This is a genomic window from Photobacterium sp. Hal280, assembly GCF_037162255.1.
Lineage (GTDB): Bacteria > Pseudomonadota > Gammaproteobacteria > Enterobacterales > Vibrionaceae > Photobacterium.
Genome location: NZ_JARLUO010000005.1, coordinates 2,257,257 through 2,272,614 on the forward strand (window position 1 = coordinate 2,257,257; position 15,358 = coordinate 2,272,614).

The 15,358-nt window shown below is 50.4% G+C and carries 15 protein-coding genes and 1 pseudogene; 11 read left to right on the plus strand and 5 right to left on the minus strand.

Going from position 1 to position 15,358, the window contains the following annotated elements:
* Positions 1 to 1,271, plus strand: a pseudogene (locus P4S53_RS19725) (YeaH/YhbH family protein).
* A gap of 96 nt (positions 1,272 to 1,367) precedes the next feature.
* The gene (locus P4S53_RS19730) at positions 1,368 to 2,900 is read left to right on the plus strand and encodes a SpoVR family protein (protein WP_337114026.1); all 1,533 of its coding nucleotides are present in this window, start codon (positions 1,368 to 1,370) and stop codon (positions 2,898 to 2,900) included.
* Between the two features lie 71 nt (positions 2,901 to 2,971).
* Here the strand turns inward: P4S53_RS19730 and fadR are convergent, their stop codons facing one another.
* A complete protein-coding gene (gene fadR / locus P4S53_RS19735; RefSeq protein ID WP_027252831.1) occupies positions 2,972 to 3,823 on the minus strand; it encodes a fatty acid metabolism transcriptional regulator FadR in 852 nt (283 codons plus the stop codon).
* Between the two features lie 444 nt (positions 3,824 to 4,267).
* Between fadR and nhaB the strand changes: the two genes are divergently transcribed.
* On the plus strand, positions 4,268 to 5,857 hold the full coding sequence (nhaB, locus tag P4S53_RS19740; protein ID WP_337114027.1) for a Na(+)/H(+) antiporter NhaB: 1,590 nt from the start codon (positions 4,268 to 4,270) through the stop codon (positions 5,855 to 5,857).
* A gap of 112 nt (positions 5,858 to 5,969) precedes the next feature.
* Complete coding sequence (dsbB, locus tag P4S53_RS19745; RefSeq protein WP_337114028.1) at positions 5,970 to 6,491, plus strand: disulfide bond formation protein DsbB; 522 nt, start codon at positions 5,970 to 5,972, stop codon at positions 6,489 to 6,491.
* A gap of 33 nt (positions 6,492 to 6,524) precedes the next feature.
* Here the strand turns inward: dsbB and P4S53_RS19750 are convergent, their stop codons facing one another.
* Positions 6,525 to 7,181 carry an SEC-C metal-binding domain-containing protein gene (locus tag P4S53_RS19750; protein ID WP_337114029.1) on the minus strand — a complete coding sequence of 219 codons (657 nt, stop codon included), beginning with the start codon at positions 7,179 to 7,181 and terminating at the stop codon, positions 6,525 to 6,527.
* Positions 7,182 to 7,315: 134 nt separating this feature from the next.
* On the opposite strand from P4S53_RS19750, the gene P4S53_RS19755 reads away from it, so the two are divergent.
* The 3 genes from P4S53_RS19755 to P4S53_RS19765 all read left to right on the plus strand — a co-directional run bounded on the left by P4S53_RS19755 (position 7,316) and on the right by P4S53_RS19765 (position 9,607).
* A complete protein-coding gene (locus P4S53_RS19755; protein WP_337114030.1) occupies positions 7,316 to 8,017 on the plus strand; it encodes an NAD-dependent epimerase/dehydratase family protein in 702 nt (233 codons plus the stop codon).
* A gap of 82 nt (positions 8,018 to 8,099) precedes the next feature.
* Entirely contained in the window at positions 8,100 to 9,059 is a 960-nt protein-coding gene (gene dusC / locus P4S53_RS19760; RefSeq protein ID WP_337114031.1) for a tRNA dihydrouridine(16) synthase DusC, read from the plus strand.
* Between the two features lie 80 nt (positions 9,060 to 9,139).
* On the plus strand, positions 9,140 to 9,607 hold the full coding sequence (locus P4S53_RS19765) for an arsenate reductase/protein-tyrosine-phosphatase family protein (protein ID WP_337114032.1): 468 nt from the start codon (positions 9,140 to 9,142) through the stop codon (positions 9,605 to 9,607).
* 57 nt (positions 9,608 to 9,664) lie between these two features.
* Here P4S53_RS19765 and P4S53_RS19770 read toward each other — a convergent pair whose 3' ends face one another.
* On the minus strand, positions 9,665 to 10,099 hold the full coding sequence (locus P4S53_RS19770; RefSeq protein ID WP_337114033.1) for a YcgN family cysteine cluster protein: 435 nt from the start codon (positions 10,097 to 10,099) through the stop codon (positions 9,665 to 9,667).
* A gap of 264 nt (positions 10,100 to 10,363) precedes the next feature.
* Here P4S53_RS19770 and P4S53_RS19775 point away from each other — a divergent pair, with 264 nt between their 5' ends.
* On the plus strand, positions 10,364 to 10,630 hold the full coding sequence (locus tag P4S53_RS19775) for a YkgJ family cysteine cluster protein (protein ID WP_337114034.1): 267 nt from the start codon (positions 10,364 to 10,366) through the stop codon (positions 10,628 to 10,630).
* On the opposite strand, the gene P4S53_RS19780 is transcribed toward P4S53_RS19775, so the two are convergent.
* Both P4S53_RS19780 and P4S53_RS19785 read right to left on the minus strand, forming a co-directional pair.
* Complete coding sequence (locus tag P4S53_RS19780) at positions 10,607 to 10,852, minus strand: TIGR02647 family protein (protein ID WP_027252839.1); 246 nt, start codon at positions 10,850 to 10,852, stop codon at positions 10,607 to 10,609. The genes P4S53_RS19775 and P4S53_RS19780 overlap by 24 nt on opposite strands.
* Positions 10,853 to 11,025: 173 nt before the next feature.
* Entirely contained in the window at positions 11,026 to 11,883 is an 858-nt protein-coding gene (locus P4S53_RS19785) for a Tim44 domain-containing protein (RefSeq protein ID WP_337114035.1), read from the minus strand.
* 285 nt (positions 11,884 to 12,168) lie between these two features.
* Here P4S53_RS19785 and P4S53_RS19790 point away from each other — a divergent pair, with 285 nt between their 5' ends.
* The 3 genes from P4S53_RS19790 (at position 12,169) to P4S53_RS19800 (ending at position 15,224) form a co-directional block, all read left to right on the plus strand.
* The gene (locus tag P4S53_RS19790; RefSeq protein ID WP_161459467.1) at positions 12,169 to 12,576 is read left to right on the plus strand and encodes an NINE protein; all 408 of its coding nucleotides are present in this window, start codon (positions 12,169 to 12,171) and stop codon (positions 12,574 to 12,576) included.
* A 165-nt stretch (positions 12,577 to 12,741) separates the two neighbouring features.
* Entirely contained in the window at positions 12,742 to 13,338 is a 597-nt protein-coding gene (locus P4S53_RS19795; protein WP_337114036.1) for a TetR/AcrR family transcriptional regulator, read from the plus strand.
* 14 nt (positions 13,339 to 13,352) lie between these two features.
* Positions 13,353 to 15,224, plus strand: a complete 1,872-nt coding sequence (locus P4S53_RS19800; protein ID WP_337114037.1) for an MFS transporter — start codon at positions 13,353 to 13,355, stop codon at positions 15,222 to 15,224.
* Positions 15,225 to 15,358: the final 134 nt, after the last annotated feature.

Below are 15,358 nucleotides of genomic sequence, written 5' to 3' on the forward strand. Positions count from 1 at the left end.
ATGGCGCACTTTATCGACCGCAGGCTCAACGGCAAAAATAAGAGCACAGTGAACCGGCAGCGTTTTTTACGCCGACACAAGCAACAGATCAAAGATTCTATTGCTGATGCCGTCAATAAACGCTCCATCACTGACGTGGAAAGCGGAGAAAGCATTACTATCCCTTCCCGCGACATCCGTGAACCCTCGTTCCATCAGGGACGAGGTGGGCAGCGAGAAATCGTCCACCCTGGTAACGATCAGTTCAGCCCTGGCGACCGCATTGAGCGGCCCCAGGGGGAGCCGGTTCCGGTGGTGCCGGCGAAGGCCAGGCCAGCCCAGATGGTGAGGGACAGGATGACTTTGTCTTTCAAATCTCCAAAGACGAGTATCTGGATCTGCTTTTTGAGGATCTCGAACTCCCGAACCTGAAAAAAAATCAGTTCAACAAACTTGTTGAGTGGAAAACCTTCCGCTCAGGGTTTAAATCGACCGGGGTACCGGCCAATATCGCCATTGTCAGGTCCCTGCGGAATTCACTCGCCCGTCGCACCGCGATGACGGCAGCAAAACGTCGCCAGTTGCGTGAGCTGGAGCTTGAACTCGACAGATTACAAAGCACAGAACCGGCACAGCCGTTTGATGAGCAGCGTGTGAAAGAAGAAATCCAGACGCTGCGTGATCGCATCAACAAAGTGCCATTTATCGATACCTTTGACCTGAGATACAAAAACTACGAACGTCGCCCTATGCCCAGCAGTCAGGCAGTCATGTTTTGTCTGATGGACGTATCAGGTTCCATGGATCAGGCCACCAAGGATATGGCGAAGCGCTTCTATATCCTGCTTTACCTGTTCCTGACACGCACCTACAAAAATGTGGAGGTGGTTTTTATCCGCCACCATACGCAAGCCAAAGAAGTCGACGAACACGAGTTTTTCTATTCTCAGGAAACCGGGGGCACCATAGTATCCAGCGCATTACGGTTGATGGATGAAATCATTAAGAAGCGGTACTCCCCTTCAGAATGGAACATCTATGCCGCGCAGGCTTCAGATGGCGACAACTGGGCGGATGATTCCCCTGGCTGCCGTGAGTTGCTCGACAAGCATATTCTGCCGGTTTCGCGTTATTACTCATACATTGAGATCACCCGTCGGGCTCACCAGACGCTGTGGCGTGAATATGAGTCCCTGCTGGGCAACCATGAAAACTTTGCCATGCAGAACATTCGCAGCGTAGAAGACATCTTCCCGGTATTCCGAGAACTGTTCAAAAAACAAGTCCATTAATCCTAAGCGCAGGGCGACATAAAAACTCGCCCATCTGCAATCTACACTTAAGGGACAGCGCTGATTATTGGCCGACGCGCATCAGGGGAGTGGGTTATGGAAACAGAGATCAAACAAAAGGCACTCAGTGATGGTCCAGACTGGACATTTGAACTGCTTGATCAATACCACATGGAAATCAAGCGGGTGGCCAACCATTACCGGTTAGACGCCTACCCGAATCAAATTGAGATCATTACGGCCGAACAAATGATGGATGCCTATTCCAGCATCGGCATGCCAATTAACTACAATCACTGGTCATTCGGAAAGCGCTTTATTGAAACCGAGCGTGGTTACAAGCATGGTCAGATGGGATTGGCGTATGAAATCGTGATCAACTCAGATCCCTGTATCGCCTATCTGATGGAAGAGAACACGATCACTATGCAAGCCCTGGTTATGGCCCATGCCAGCTATGGCCATAATTCGTTCTTTAAGGGCAACTACCTGTTCAAAACCTGGACGGATGCCAGCTCAATTATTGATTATCTGCTGTTTGCTAAGAAATACATCTCTGAATGCGAGGAAAAATACGGTGATGTGGAAGTCGAAAAATTACTCGACTCCTGCCATGCACTGATGAACTACGGCGTCGATCGCTACAAGCGGCCGCAAAAAATCTCGCTGGTTGAAGAAACCGCCCGTCAGAAAGCACGGGAGGACTATCTGCAAACGCAAGTGAATGCGCTGTGGCGCACGATTCCGGCGCAAGCGGAAAAGGATTTACATGACGAAGAAATCCGTTTTCCTGCCGATCCCCAGGAGAACATTCTGTATTTCATTGAAAAACATGCCCCGCTCCTTGAGCCCTGGCAGAGAGAAATTGTGCGGATTGTGCGCAAGATCAGCCAATATTTTTATCCGCAGAAACAGACCCAGGTGATGAATGAGGGCTGGGCGACGTTCTGGCATTACACCATATTGAATCATCTCTATGATGAAGGGTTGGTCACTGATCGTTTCATGCTTGAGTTCCTGCACAGCCACACCAATGTCGTTGCACAGCCAACCTATAACAGCCCTTACTACAGTGGCATCAACCCTTATGCCCTCGGGTTTGCCATGTTCCAGGATATTCGCCGCATCTGTGAGAATCCAACCGAGGAAGACAAATACTGGTTTCCTGATTTTGCCGGTAAAGACTGGCTGGATACTGTGCATTTTGCGATGGAGAACTTTAAAGACGAAAGTTTCATCAGCCAGTTTTTATCGCCAAAGCTGATCCGTGATTTTAAATTCTTTGCCGTTGATGACGATGACAGAAACAACTATGTGGAAGTCAATGCAATTCACAATGAAGAAGGTTACAGGGCGATACGGGAAAAACTGTCGTCACAGTACAATCTGAGTAACAACGAGCCGAACCTGCAGGTATGGAACGTGGCATTGCGCGGCGACAGGTCACTCACGCTCCGGTACGTGCCGCATAACCGGATACCTTTGTCAGACAGTTATAACGAGGTACTGAAACACCTTCATCGTCTGTGGGGATTTGATGTCATTCTCGAAGAAGAGCTGAGTGACGGCAGAAGCCATATTCTGTCGACCTGCCCTAACAGAAATAACAGCTACTCTTCAGAGATCTGAATTAAAATCTTGCGCAAAAAAAGAGAGGCATTCCGCCTCTCTTTTTCATTCACTCAGCGATAAAAAGCAGATTACTGCTCCTCTTCGTGCAGATAACGTGCAATTTCGATACGGTGGCTGTACCAGATAGCGCCACTGTCGCGACCATATTTTCGAATACGATCTGCTACCAGCTCAGACTGATGATTATCGCAGTACGACTTCAGATCGCGATAATATGCCAACGCCAGTTCACACGCTTCACGATTCATGAAGTAATATCCACCCACTCGGGTGTAAATCTTACGCAGACCGTTAATCGTCAGTACATACAGGATGTTACCTGAGTGGGTAGCCATTCCCTGAAACATGCGGTAATCAAAATAATTGAAAGCACGGGCACGGCAAATCTGCTCACACAGCTCCGGCTGTTCCTTACCGTATTTATCCACAATTTTTCTGACTTCCAGCAGCAGCTCAGGCTTCGCCTCACAGCTTTCCACGAAAGACTCAAAGCTGCTCGCAGCCAGGAGAGATTCACAGGAGTGGATCACATAATCCAGCAACTGGCTGACTTTTTCGCTGTTAGATTTCACCGCATAACGCATGTAAACGGTGCTGATATCGGTACGGGCAGCCAGCAGATCTTCCAGAACGCGCTGTACATCCTGGCCATCCAGTGTAATCAGGGTATCCAGGATGCTCAGTCCTGAAGTATCCATATAGTTATTTACCCGGGTCGGCTTACCGTGCTGAATGGTCAACCATCCATCACGTGCCAAACGCTGCAGCACTTCCCGTAAAGTTGTACGTGTCACACCAATCAGCTCTGATAATTCACGCTCTGCAGGTAAGATTGACCCCTGCGGAAAATGATTATTCCAGATACTCTCAATGATGTATTTCTCAGCAAATGTTGCTGGGCTATCAGCCTTTATAACCATCAGTTAGTATTCCAAACTTGCTTCTTGCTTATCTTTTATAAACTCATCATACCACTAGTTATGGCTGAGTAGAAACGTTGCCTCCGGGAGTTTTGAAGTAAGTTAACAAAGGTGCAATATCCTGCAATCAAACCCTCATCCCAACTTATTGTTCTGGCAGATATATTTACAACTATTTCTGATACAATCTCTAAGACGTAGTCCACGGTTTGGATTTGCGTTCTATTTTTGTGTTACGAAATATTAACACCTTAACAAACAATTCATACAATCGGTTAAAATTGCGACCCGTAATAAGGGGAGTCAGCAATGACATTTCCCCGGAAAGGAAGCAATTTGTCATCAAAATCTCAGGACTTTCAATGACTCGGAAACATTCAGAGTCAGGGCTGAGGTACACCTGTTGTTTTGGTGACGCCCATAAATAACACAGAGATCAAAAAAATGGCTATCACGCTAGGGAACGCGTTTATTAAGAATTTTCTGGGTAAAGCGCCCGACTGGTATAAACTCACGATCATTGCCTTCTTGGTGATCAACCCCATCGTTTTTTTCTTCATCGACCCTTTTGTCGCTGGCTGGCTACTGGTTGTTGAGTTTATCTTCACTCTGGCAATGGCACTGAAATGCTACCCGCTCCAGCCTGGTGGTCTGCTGGCCATTGAGGCTGTCGCCATCGGCATGACGACGCCTGAACTGGTCAAGCATGAACTGGTCGCCAATATTGAAGTCTTGCTGCTGCTTATCTTCATGGTGGCGGGCATTTACTTTATGAAGCAACTGCTGCTGTTCATTTTCACCAAGATACTGATAGGCATCCGCTCAAAAATTCTGCTATCACTGTCTTTTTGTGTCATGGCGGCCTTCCTGTCGGCATTTTTGGATGCCCTGACAGTGATTGCCGTTGTGATCAGTGTGACCACAGGTTTCTACAGCATCTACCATAAAGTCGCCTCCGGTCAGGAGCCACACGCGTCTCACGACCACACTTCCGATCATGCCATTCAGGAGCTGAGCCGCGACGATCTGGAAAACTACCGGGCCTTCCTGCGCAGCCTGCTGATGCATGCGGGCGTGGGTACTGCACTGGGTGGTGTGATGACCATGGTCGGCGAACCGCAAAACCTGATCATTGCCAATCAGGCAGGCTGGCAGTTTGGCGAATTCTTCCTGCGCATGGCGCCTGTGACCGTGCCGGTTTTCTTTTGTGGCCTTATCACTTGTGCTCTGGTCGAAAAGTTTGGTTTGTGCGGCTACGGCGCCAAGCTTCCTGAAAACGTGCGCAACATTCTGATCGACTACGATAACGAAGAGCGTAAGCGTCGTACTAATCTGGATATCGCTAAACTCTGGGTTCAAGTCATCATAGCCGTCTGGCTGATTGCCGGTCTGGCCCTGCATCTGGCGGCTGTCGGCTTGATTGGTCTGACCGTGATCATTCTGGCGACTGCGTTTACCGGCATCATTGAAGAGCATTCGCTGGGTAAAGCCTTTGAAGAAGCTCTGCCATTTACCGCTCTGCTGGCGGTTTTCTTCTCAGTCGTAGCAGTAATCATCGAACAAAAACTGTTCAGCCCTATTATTAGCGCCGTACTGGAAATGGATGGCAGTGCGCAAATGGGGATGTTCTACATTGCCAACGGGCTGTTATCCATGGTGTCGGATAACGTTTTTGTCGGTACTGTCTATATCAATGAAGTAAAATCAGCGCTGATCGACGGCATGATTGACCGCGAACGCTTCGACATGCTGGCCGTGGCCATCAACACAGGCACCAACCTGCCATCGGTCGCGACGCCAAACGGTCAGGCTGCTTTCCTGTTTGCTCTGACATCAGCATTGGCACCATTGATCCGACTGTCATACGGACGCATGGTCTATATGGCACTGCCATATACTCTGGTCCTGTCGCTGGTTGGTCTCGCAGGGATTGAGCTGACGCTGCTCCCAATGACAGAGTGGTTCTATCAAAACGGTTGGTTGTCCGCTGCCAGTGAAGTCATTCCACAATTGGCACCGGTCACTGGACACTAAAGGGAATTTCTGGTTCTCTAGGTTGTCATAGCTTAAGCAAAGCACTGAGTAAGAAGGGGTTGTCGACTTTTGCGTTTACAATCCCTTCGCTGTATCTGACCGAGAGAATTTCATGCAAATGTTAAAAACCTTCAGCCAACGCCGTCTGTCGTGGCTACTGTTGCTACTTTTCGCCGTCTTCTTCGAAGGCTGTGCCCTGTTTTTCCAGCACGCAATGAATCTGGCGCCCTGTGTCATGTGTATCTATGAGCGCATAGCGATGTTTGGGATTGGTATTGCGGCTCTGGTTGGCCTGATTGCGCCTGAGGTGAGTGTTGTTCGCTGGTCCGGTCTGGCGTTATGGGGATACAGCGCCTGGCGTGGTCTGTCTCTGGCACAAGAACATGTTGGCTATCAGTTTAACCCCTCCCCATTTGCCACCTGCGATCTGTTTGTCAAACTGCCTGACTGGGCACCACTGAATCAATGGGCACCCTGGCTATTCGAAGCTTACGGCGATTGCAGTAAAGTGGTCTGGCAATTTCTGGGACAATCTATGCCGCAATGGCTGGTCATCATTTTCGCGGCTAACCTGATTGTCTGGGCCGTCATCGTGCTCTCTCAGTTTGTTAAATCCGCCTCAAACAGATACTGACAACACAGGAGGCGCGATGCCTCCTGTGTTCTGTCACTGATTTCGGCCACAACACTGCTTAAACTTTTTCCCGCTGCCGCACGGACAAGGGTCATTGCGGCCAACCCCTTTATAAGGGTTGATCGACTGCGCCGAACTGCCCCCCTGCTGCAACTCATCAGCGGCCATCACGACCTCTGAAATCATAAAAGGCAGATTGGCATACAATGCACTGGGCTCTGGCATACCGCCGACGCCGTCATCTGCCATTTGAGTCAGCGTACCGGCCTCATCAAGAATCAGCATGCAGGTCGTCAACAAGGCCGACAGCATTCTGCCGGTGCCATCGGACAGGGTTTTATTTTCCCAGTGCACTGCCACATGCGGCCAAACGGACAGAAAGCCTTCGGCAAAATGCCCCATGGCCTCTGTTACCCCCTGCGCTTCCTGCCACTGCAGATCCAAAGGAAGGCTGTATTCGCCCGATTTAATGGCCAGGTATTGGTGCTCAAAATGGGCCAGTATGCTGGCTCTGTCTTGCTGGCTGATGGTCACTGGCTCATCTTCTGTCAGACCACCGTGAACCAGCGCGGGCAACCAGTTATCCGGCCCCATTGCAACAGGGTTAGCATTTGCAGCAAGTAAGGCGCCTTCAATAAAGGCCGGCGGCATGCCTGCCCAGTCATCAGAGAGCGAGATCAATGTGGTCATGGTGTTTTCCTGTTTGTTGTTACCGGCGAGTATAACGCAAACGAAAAAGGCCGCAAATGTGACGATTTGTTGTTGAAATTTCACTCAAAACAGCGCAAAAATGGCCTTACCGCTAACAGCTGTAGGTGACAAAGATGCAAAGAGAGGTCAGCGCTATTATTGCAGGAGCTACCGGCCTGGTGGGCAACGAGCTTCTGCACCTGCTGCTCGGTTCCGGTACCATGGAAAAGGTATACGCCCTGACCCGTGTCGCATTACCGTATCGCAGCAAAAACCTGGTGCAGATCGTGCATCCTGAATTACGTATCACGGAATGGGAAGATACCGATCCCGTCCCTGAGCTTGGCTTTATTTGCCTGGGTGCGACCAAAAAGTCTGCCGGCAGCAAAGCCGGACTTGAAGCAGTGGATGTCGAGTTGGTCAAATCGGTGGCGCGCACTATGTTACAGCTGGGCGTACAGCACCTGGTTGTCATCTCCAGTCTGGGCGCCACACCCTACTCCCCCTCCTTCTATCTGCGTTGCAAAGCGAAAATGGAGCAGGCACTGAGTGACATGGGATTCAGCCATTGCATTTTCGTACGCCCGGGGCCGCTGAGCGGTGAGCGCTCGGAGTCACGGCAAGATGAAGTGCTGTTGCAAAAAGGTCTGGAACTCGCTCAGCCTTTGCTGATCGGTCCGCTTTCGCACCTGGTTCCCATTCCGGCCGAAGAGGTCGCCCTGACCATGCTGAATCTGGCAATCAAGGCGTTAGAGCTACCGCCCGCCTCTGCGGAAATTCACAGCGGCAATGCGCTAAGACGACACGCCGCAGATTCTCAGCGCCCCCAAGCCTGACAGACACTGAGCAAAAGGTGACAAGCCTGCCTAACCACACTACAATCTCGCCTCTTTCACTGAACGGCTGTAATCTGAGGCTATGAGACTGATACTTGGCCCGATGGAAGGTGTGCTTGACCACCTGATGCGGGAAATGCTTACTGAAATCAATGACTACGATCTGTGCGTGACTGAATTTATCCGCGTGATCGACCAGTGCCTGCCCAAAAGTGTCTTCTATCGCCTGTGCCCGGAATTACTGCAAGGCGGAAAAACCCTGTCCGGTACACCGGTTCGGGTTCAGTTACTCGGTCAGGATCCGGACTGGATGGCCGAAAACGCCCATCTCGCTGCTTCGCTGGGCTCTCCCGGTATCGATATCAACTTTGGCTGCCCGGCCAAATCAGTCAATAAAAGCCGGGGAGGCGCGGTATTGCTGCAAGAACCCGAGCTGATGTATCAGATCGTCAAGGCCGTCCGCGATGCGGTTGACCCGCGAGTGCCAGTCTCGGCCAAAGTCCGTTTAGGCTGGGATGACCCGGGTCACTGCTTTGAGATCACCGATGCGGTTTCGCAGGCCAAAGCGGATGAAATCACCATACATGCCCGCACCAAAACCGATGGCTATAAAGCCGAGGCGATAAAATGGGATTATATCCGCCAGGTAAAAAAAGCATCCCAGATTTCAATTGTCGCAAACGGTGAAGTCTGGAACCATGCCGACGGACAAGAGTGTATGGAAACCACGCAGGCCGATGCCCTGATGGTGTGTCGCGGCGCGCTCAACCTGCCGAATCTGGGCAATGTGGTTAAATATAACCATCCCCATATGGGATGGGAGACGGTGCTGGATCTGCTGCTAAAATATTCCGGTTACGAAATCAAAGGGGACAAAGGCCTGTATTACCCCAACCGCGTGAAACAGTGGTTTGCTTACCTTCGCCACGAATACCCGCAAGCCAAAGCCCTGTTTGCCGATGTTCGCCGCCATAATAAAGCCGCTCCCATTGTCGACGTGCTGCAATCTGCAAAAGCGCAATTGTTACGGCAAGCCAGCTAATTGCAGCAACACTGACACAAAAACGTCATCAACAACACTTAGGCTGAAACATGAAGAGCCTTGTATAAGTGGGACTTACAATGAAAGTGTTGTTTATCAGCCGTCACAATACTTGCCGAAGTATCTTGGCAGAAGCTGTCGCCAAACGTTTTTTACCTGCTCATTTTCATATCGCCAGTGCAGGCTCCAACCCTAAGGGGGAATTGCCTGCGCTCATGCAGACTTACCTGAGAGAAATGGGCCTTGATCCGGCAGATTACCGAAGCAAGTCCTGGGAAGAGTTTTCACGCTTCCATCCTGATATTGTGATTTCTGTCGGCGATAGCCAGCATGGTGAGTCTTGTCCGGACTGGCTGGCAGACGGCATCCGTGTCAATTGGGACTTACCCAATCCTCTGATAAGCAGCCCGAACCCGGATGAGCAGGAAAAGGCCTGTGAGCAAACTGCACTACTGCTGAAACATCACGTCGATACACTGAGTACACTACCGATAGACACTCTCAGTGCGGAAGAGATAAAGACAAGGCTGAGCCAAATTGCCTTGTAGCTCACTTGCCGCCCTTTTACAGCCGCCAAAACCTGCCCAGACCGCGGATAATAAGGACTAGCGGTTCGGGTGATTCAAAATGTGATCTTCCCAGTCGATCACATCAATTTCATACACGACTGTATCGCGGACCGACTGATTTGCCGCATGCATGGCGTCTTTGGAGCCGGTAATGAGCGGGTGCCACTCAGGCAAGGACTGACCTTCGGCCAGCAGACGATAGGCACAGGTGTCCGGCAGCCAGCTGAATTCATCAATGCGCTCACGGGTAAGCTTGAGACACTCTTCGCCCGACTCAAACCGATTGGCATAGTCTTTACATGAACAGGTTTGGTCATCAAGCAAACTGCAGGCAACATTGGTGTAATAAATCTCATCGGTATCATCGTCGATGAGTTTATGCAGGCAGCACTTACCGCAGCCGTCACACAGCGATTCCCACTCTGTATCTGTCATTGCTGTCAGGTCTTTCTCTTGCCAAAATGCTGCCATCACTGTGCCCCAATATCATGCGTTATTCGCCCTCTTATTGTAGGGATAAGAGGAAACAAGGCGGTGTTATAGCTGTCTGACCGGCAAAGTGCAAGCCTCAGTCCGGATTTCCCCCTCTCAGGCTGCCATTCAGCCCACCACAAAGGTTGATTCCCGATACTATGGGTGATAGTTTGCGCCACCAGCGTGAGCGGCCAGTCATACTGGCCGGAATCACAAAGTGTCACTGTTGAATAGACTGCCAGATAAGTATAGAAGGTTGGAATGGATTGTCGTTTAGGCTGCGGAGCCTGTTGTATTGCCCCGAGTATTTCTTCCCCCATACCGGGTATGCCTGATGGCAAACCTGCCGGGGTGCGCTGTATTCAGCTAAACGACAATAATCTGTGCAAGCTTTTTGGCAAGCCGGAAAGACCGGCGGTATGCCATCACTTCAAACCCTGTCCGGATCTCTGCGGCACCACCAATCAGCAGGCGCTGTCCAACCTGACAGAGCTGGAGCAGATTTCAGACATTCACTTTGCCGGATAATATTCGCAAAGCGGATTTGGCGTGCTCTAAGGCCTGATGGCCCGAACTGGTCAGATAGCCGCCATCGGGCTGAGTGACGAGCCCTTTATCATATAAACGCTGTGCGGCAGAGATCATCTCTGAACTCGCTTCATGGTTCACCTTGATCCCCTCCATATCACTGTGCATCGGGAACTTAACCAGCAGATTCAATTCTTGGACTAACTCTGGTGTCAGGGGCATAGCGACCTCTCCTCTTAAGAACTTATCTCCAAGCATAGTGAGAGAAACCTAAAATCGCTGCGGTTTAGATCAAAACATCAGTAATTATCTGAAAAAAAGAAAACCGCTTCCCCCTATTCGGGATAAGCGGTTTATGAAATGCTGAGTTTCTAAGGGTCTTTTTACCCTGTCTGTCAGGCTTGAATACCGACAATCAGCCAAGGTGCATTCGTCGCGCTCAGATCACGCTCCAAGTGCCAGATATCAGAAATATCTTCTTCTACCCCTTCATGGCTGTCTTTGTAGCGTCCAGTAAACTTCACACTCAGATGCGCTGTATTGGCATCATAATCGGCACGAACCAGCTCTGCATCCACGTACATCACTTCAGTGTGCTGCTCGCCATCCAGCTTGCTGCGCTCTGCTTTTAAGTCTTCAAACAGTGCCGGGCTGACATATTCACGGATGGTTTCCAGCTCATTGTGATTCCAGGCGCCTTGCAGTGTGCGGTAATGCTCACGCGCACCTTGCAAAAAGGCATTCATATCAAAGCCAGGAGGCAGATTGAACGGCACATCACTGTCGGTTGCGCGATACTCAGGCTGTGCAGTCGCCGCGCCGGTAAATGCATCCGCTTGCTGACGATGCTGTGCCTGAGGTGAGTCGCCGGCGTACGCCTGTTGATGCCCCATGGCCGTCGGCTTGGCTTTACGCATGCCTTTGAGGAACTTGAAAATCAGAAAAGCGATCAGGCCAAAAATCAGGATATCCATAAACTGAATCCCTTCAAAAGCCCCACCGAAGAATGCTGCCAGCAGTCCACCGGCGAGTAATCCGCCCAGCAGTCCACCCATCAAGCCTTTTTTGCCGGCTGATGCCGTTGGGTTCTGTTTACTGATCGTATCTGTTTGTTGTGGTTGTTGTTTTTGTGCAGGCGCTGTTTTATAGCTCTTGCCCAATGATTTACTGCCGCCAAACTTTTTCGCTTCTGCGTGCGGAGCAGTGAAAGACACAGCCACCAGTAACGCGAACATGGTTAAATAGCGTTTCATCAATCCTTTACCTTTGCCTTTAAAATGCAATTCCTTATGCATCCTAGCGGGGGGATAGTAAAGTCAATCAGGTCCGTCGGCCAAATTGTTACCAAATTTAGCAGGCTCGCCGGTTCTCCTCCCTGCAAACCGTTACACTTATCAGTGTCAAGCTGACATCACTCCATGGTCAACTATGCGATCTTCTACGGCTAAGCTAATGAAATGGCTTGTTACTTCGTGTACATCCCACCTAGTATTAGGCAAGACCTATTCATCTCAATTCACAGACAGTGAGGCAACACCATGCAAGAGGCTGCGCATCAGAACACACACAGTAAACTGATAGGGTATTTGCTTTGGATTTTTGGTTTTACCGGCGCCCACCGTTTTTATTACGGCAAACCGGTAACCGGCACGATCTGGTTCTTCACGCTGGGTCTGTTGGGCATTGGCTGGCTGATCGACCTGTTCCTGATCCCCGGCATGGACAAAGAAGCGGATCTTCGTTTTCAAAGTGGTGAGCTGGACTATAACATTGCCTGGCTGCTGCTCACTTTCCTGGGTGTTTTCGGCGTGCACCGCATGTATATGGGAAAATGGATCAGCGGACTCTTGTATTTACTGACGTTTGGCTTTTTCCTGATTGGTGTTTTGATTGATTTCTGGACACTGAATGAGCAGGTGTCGGTCAAAAATGCCGAACGCCGTTAATACCGGTAAGTAAGAGACATTCTTGACCCGGAAGTTTTGTTGCCCATAGAATATTGAACATTGTTCTATATTCTATACTTTTTATAGCACACCGAGCCTGTGCGAAGGCAGTCAGCAAACTGTCCGGCCTTTTATTTGTGCTTAGCGCACCATGTAGGGAAGATCATGGCAAGACGAAACGATCACACGCGGGAAGAGCTCATCAGCATGACACTTGAGCAAGTCAAAAAGTTTCTCAGCGAGCACCCCCATCACGAACTCAGCTTACGTAAAGTCGCCGCAATGATTGGCTATGTGCCCAGCACCTTAGTCAATGTGTTTGGCAACTATAACCTGCTGTTACTCCATGCGGTTGCCCAAACCATGGATGAGCTGTTTGCGGAAGCTGAAAAACAGTTGCAGCAGTCAGAGTCGACCACTGACGCACTGCGCAAGCTCGCTTACTGCTATCTGAATTTTGCGGTGGATAACCCTTACCGCTGGCAGTTGATTTTCCAGCACACCATGAATGGCGAGGAACTGCCTGAGTGGCAGAATGAACGCATCAACAATATGATTAATATGTTAGAAAGCCTGATCCGCCAGCTTATTCCCGACCAATCCGAAACTGCGGTGATGGAAGCCAGTCGCGTGCTGTGGGCGGGCGTACATGGCATTACTCTGCTCACGGTTGACGATAAGCTGTTCACCGCAACACCCGTTGACGGAAAAGCGCTGATCGACAACCTGCTGGACACTTACCTGAAAAATTGGCAGGTATGAAGGAGCCCAGCCAGATGAGTCATTCACAATCCGCTTTACTGACCCAACGCCGTTTTCTCCCTTATTTTATTACCCAGGCGCTGGGTGCGTTTAACGACAATATATATAAAAATGTTCTGCTCATTCTGATCGCTTTTGCGGCACCAGGCACTTTGCCCTTTGAGTCCGATTTCATTATCAACCTGGCCGCCGGTATCTTTATTTTGCCTTTCTTTTTGTTCTCGGCGTCTGCCGGTGTACTGGCTGATTCCTATGATAAAGCCAGCATCATGCGAAAAGTGAAAATGGCTGAAATCATCATTATGGCCATGGCGGCTGTAGCATTTGTGGCAGAGAATTATACCGCCTTACTGCTGCTGCTGTTCCTGATGGGCTCGCAATCAGCCTTCTTTGGCCCGGCCAAGTATGCCCTGCTACCCCAGCACCTGAAAAAAGAGGAGCTGGTTTCCGGCAATGCGTTGGTTGAAACAGGAACATTCCTGGCCATCCTAATTGGTACCCTGCTTGCGGGGATCATTGCCGATCAGCAAGCAGCGAGAACCATCGCGGCAGTGGCTGTGGTGTCATTCGCCGTCTTAGGCTATGCCAGTTCACGTTATATCCCAGAAGCTAAACCCTGCGGCACGGGCCACAAGTTTCGCTGGCAGCCGATCAGACAAACCCGCAAAACGCTGTCGATTGCGGCGAAAGATAAAGTGGTGTTGCAATGCGTGCTGGGGATCAGCTGGTTCTGGTTTCTGGGGGCAAGTTATCTGACCCAGTTTCCCAACTTTGCCAAGTTATACCTTGGCGGTAATGCCGCTTCGGTTTCAGTCCTGCTGACCCTGTTTTCCATCGGTATCGCGATCGGCTCACTGCTGTGCGATCGCTTGTCTGGCCATCGCATCGAGCCGGGTATTGTTCCGCTGGGCTCACTCGGCATCACCCTGTTTGGTGCAGACCTGCTGTTCGCGACCCCGGATATCGCGCCGGTGTCAGACTCACTGTGGGCCTTTCTGACTCAACCGGATCTGATGCGGGTGTTCTTCTCACTGACCATGCTGGGTGTGTCTGGCGGTATCTATATCGTGCCACTGTATGCCATGATGCAAAACCGCGCCGAGCCGTCGGAGCGGGCGCAGGTAATTGCGGCCAACAATATCTGGAATGCCATTTTCATGGTCGTCAGCTCAGTGACAGCGATCGTTTTCCTGTCAGTGCTGTCTTTGTCGATACCCCAGCTCTTCCTCTTCCTGGCCGTTCTGAATCTGCTGGTGCTGGGGTATATCTACCTGCAGGCGCCCGATTTTTTCTGGCGGTTCCTCATCTGGATTGTCAGCCATACCTTATACCGGGTAAGCCACCAGCAGCTGGAGAACATTCCCAAGCAGGGCGGTGCGTTAATTGTCTGCAACCATGTCAGCTATATGGATGCCTTGCTGCTGGCCGGTGCCTGCCCTCGCCCGATACGTTTCATCATGGACGAGGACATATTCAAACTGCCACTGATTAAAACCTTCTGCAGCGCTTGCAAAGTGATCCCCATTGCTGCAAAAGACAGGCGATCCATTCAAAAAGCTTTCGAGGAAGTGGAATACTATCTGTCTCAAGGCGAGCTGGTGTGTATCTTCCCTGAAGGAAAACTCACCCATGATGGAGAAGTCGGACCTTTCATGCGGGGAGTGGACCTGATTCTGAAACGCTCCCCTGCACCTGTCATCCCGATGGCACTGCAAGGTTTGTGGGGCAGTTACTTCAGCCGTGAAGGCGGTAAAGCCTTGCTGAAATGGCCGAAACGTTTCTGGTCGCGCGTGACGATTGTTGCCGGAGCCCCGGTTAATGCGCAATCGGCCAATAGCGCGGCTTTACGGGAGACGGTGATTGCACTGCGAGGCGAATCTCGCTAATACGCTGACAAAACGGAAAGTGCGTGGTTTTGCGCTTTCCGTTTTTATCCTGATTTAAAAATTAATCCAGAATAATCTACCAACTTATAAATCAATATTAATCATTAAAACCAGTCATTATCCAATGAAGCCGA